Source organism: Leisingera sp. F5, assembly GCF_001593695.1.
In genome coordinates, this window is sequence record NZ_LUKH01000354.1 from 1 (window position 1) to 2740 (window position 2740).

Annotated in this window: 3 protein-coding genes; 1 reads left to right on the plus strand and 2 read right to left on the minus strand. The window is 63.5% G+C overall.

What is annotated here, in order from left to right; translation table 11 throughout:
- Positions 1-765, plus strand: a 765-nt coding sequence (locus tag A2I95_RS30165) for a glutamate--tRNA ligase family protein (protein ID WP_291735804.1), incomplete at its 5' end; no start/stop codon positions are given.
- A 241-nt stretch (positions 766-1006) separates the two neighbouring features.
- Here A2I95_RS30165 and A2I95_RS30170 read toward each other — a convergent pair.
- Both A2I95_RS30170 and A2I95_RS30175 read right to left on the minus strand, forming a co-directional pair.
- A complete protein-coding gene (locus tag A2I95_RS30170; RefSeq protein WP_291735806.1) occupies positions 1007-2200 on the minus strand; it encodes a DUF2254 domain-containing protein in 1194 nt (397 codons plus the stop codon).
- The coding region (locus A2I95_RS30175; RefSeq protein ID WP_291735807.1) for a gamma-glutamylcyclotransferase family protein at positions 2197-2740 on the minus strand (544 nt) is incomplete at its 5' end. The genes A2I95_RS30170 and A2I95_RS30175, both read right to left, overlap by 4 nt.

The window sequence follows — 2740 nt, forward strand, 5'->3', positions numbered from 1 at the left end:
GTGGTGGATGACACCGAAATGGGTGTGACCAATGTGGTGCGCGGTTCAGACCACGTGACCAATACGGCGACCCAGATCCAGATCATCGAGGCGCTGGGCGGCACCGTGCCGTCGTTCGCGCACCACTCGCTGCTGACCGGCCCGCAGGGCGAGGCGCTGTCCAAGCGTTTGGGCACGCTGGCATTGCGCGACCTGCGCGAAGCGGGCGTGCAGCCGATGGCGCTGTTGTCATTGATGGCGCGCCTGGGGTCTTCCGACCCGGTCGAACTGCGTTCGGAAATGGCCGAGCTGATCGAAGGTTTCGACATCAACCGCTTTGGTGCGGCGCCGACCAAGTTCGATGCCGAGGATCTCTATCCGCTGACCGCCCGCCATCTGCAGTCGCTGCCGCTGGAGGCGGTGCAGAGCCACGTGGACGCGCTGGGTGTTCCAATCGAAAAGCAGGCCGCCTTCTGGGACATGGCCAAAGAGAACATCACAACGCTGAAAGATTTGGCAGGCTGGTGGGAGTTGTGCCGCGACGGTGCCGAGCCGCTGGTGGCGGATGAGGACAAGGACTTTATCGCCGAAGCTATGGCGATGCTGCCCGAAGGCCCCTACGACGCCGACAGCTGGAAAACCTGGACCACTGCGGTGAAAGAGGCCACGGGGCGCAAGGGCAAGGGGCTGTTCATGCCGCTGCGCAAGGCGGTAACCGGCATGGAACGCGGCCCGGACATGTCGGCACTTCTGTCGCTGATGGAAAAGGTCCGCGCCCGCGGCTGATCGAAGTTTGTCAGAGATTAAAAATGGCGGCGCTTCAGGGTGCCGTCATTTTCTTTCCGGAGCGCTCCCGCCCGTCGGACCGGCATCAAAGATACCGTACCACCGGTTGGGCCCGGCGCCGCGCTGAGGTGAGGCGCTGCACCGCTCCCCATGGGGAGCGGTGCCATGCCCAACTGTGCACTGCGCATATTTCATGCGCCGGAACAGACGGGAGCATACCCTTTCGCCAATCACAGGCGGATCAGCCCCAGCTGCCGTCTTTCAGCTCCTGGCACATCTCCTTGGCAGCCTTTGCCATCTCCGGGTTCGGATGTTCGCCAAGCGCATCCAGCGACTTTTCCATCCAGCGCATGACTGATGGGGGCTCACTGCCGCAGCGGGCAATCGGCGGAAAGGCGCATGCCAGCAGATGCTGTGCGGTGACAGGGGGGATGCAGACATTGGGGTAGGCGGCCTCGCGGGCGTCACTGGTCTCATCCGCCGGCGTGTTCTCCCACAGCAACCGTTCCAGTCGGCCCATGACTTCAACCGCGGTGCCGGGATCATTGACACCGGGCGACAGCGCCTTTTGCGCGGTCTCCGCCAGCAATGTCAGGCCGAAAGACGGATCCTGATCAAAACTGCGCACATCCCCGATGTCGATCGCAGCAGAAGCCGTCTTGCGGAACTTGCTGCCGCCCCCCGTGGCCCAGGCCACCGGCTGGCCGCGCAGGATGTATTGCCCCGGCGCGCGCGCCAGGGTGATCTGCGTGCCTGCCTCTGCGGCCAGCTCATTCAGCTGGGCCAGCCCCGCGTAGCGGACAAATCCGCTTTGGGCGGCGGGGATATCCACTGCGTCTTCGGGTTTGGCATCTTCACGTGCGCACAATCCGCCCAGGCAGGGCTTTTTCACCCGGGTGCGCAGGCTAGCGCGGGTGCGGTTCTCGATCAGCCGCAGGGTGTGGTCCATGCTGCCAAGGCTGGACAGGTGATCAATCCAGCGCAGGATGGCGCCGACGATCAAGATCACCACGATGATAGTCAGGCCAAAGACCGCCAGCGCGCCTTCCGGTGTGTAATAGCGGGCCCGGAACAGGATCACCGCGCTCAGCGAATAGATAAACCCGCCCACAAATGTCGCCAGCACCCGCTGGGTGACGGTGTCCTCCAGCAGCAGCCGGTAGACCCGCGGTGTCGCCGTCGAGGCCGCGGTGCGGTAGGCGCTGACCATGACGTTGAGCGAAAAGGTGGTGACCGCCAGCATTCCAGAGGCAAGGATCGTCAGCACCGGCAGCACCGCCTCGCGTCCGAAATCCTCGCTCAGACCGTCCGGCAGCAGCGGTTTTGCCAGCGGCGCAAGCAGCAGGGCCAGCAGGGAAAAAAGGGAAATGAGAACAACCCTGAACCAGAGCTGCCGTGCAATCCGGCCGAGGTGCAACAGCGCCTTTTCTATCATGACCCTGATTCTATCCGACGCGCGCCTGTACTGCCGATCAGTTCATCAAACAATTTGCGTTCGGCCGTTGAAACCGGCTGATGGCGCGGATAGCGCGGCGCGGCCCGGTCATTCAGAACCGGGGCGTCCCAGCCATCAGTGGTTGCAACAAAATCGTGCAACCCGGCCTCGCCAAAGATCTGCAAATAGCCCTGCAGCACCACATCCAGATAGCTGAGCAGGATTGGGTGCTGCTCGGTGGCGCCATTTTTCTTGCCCGCCGCAATGGCATAGACAGAAATATCGGGCGTTCCTTCCAACCCGTGCTGCACCCTGTCTGATGCAGGCAGCCGGTCATAGGCGAACTCGCGTTCGTCCAGCGCCGCCCAGTCGGCCCCGGGCACCTCGGCGATCAACCCGTCAATCACGCTGTCCGCGCAGGGAACAGCCGACAGAAATGCAACCTCGCGCAGAGCGGTATGAACCCAGGTCCGCCGCCAACCCTGCAACCGTGCAGGCCGGGCGCCGCCATAGTCATGCGTGGCCGTGTTCACCAGGCTG

Bases quoted from the DNA above. Each gene is read 5' to 3' on its own strand.
- A2I95_RS30170 (WP_291735806.1), bottom strand. From the start codon at position 2,200: ATGATAGAAAAGGCGCTGTTGCACCTCGGCCGGATTGCACGGCAGCTC.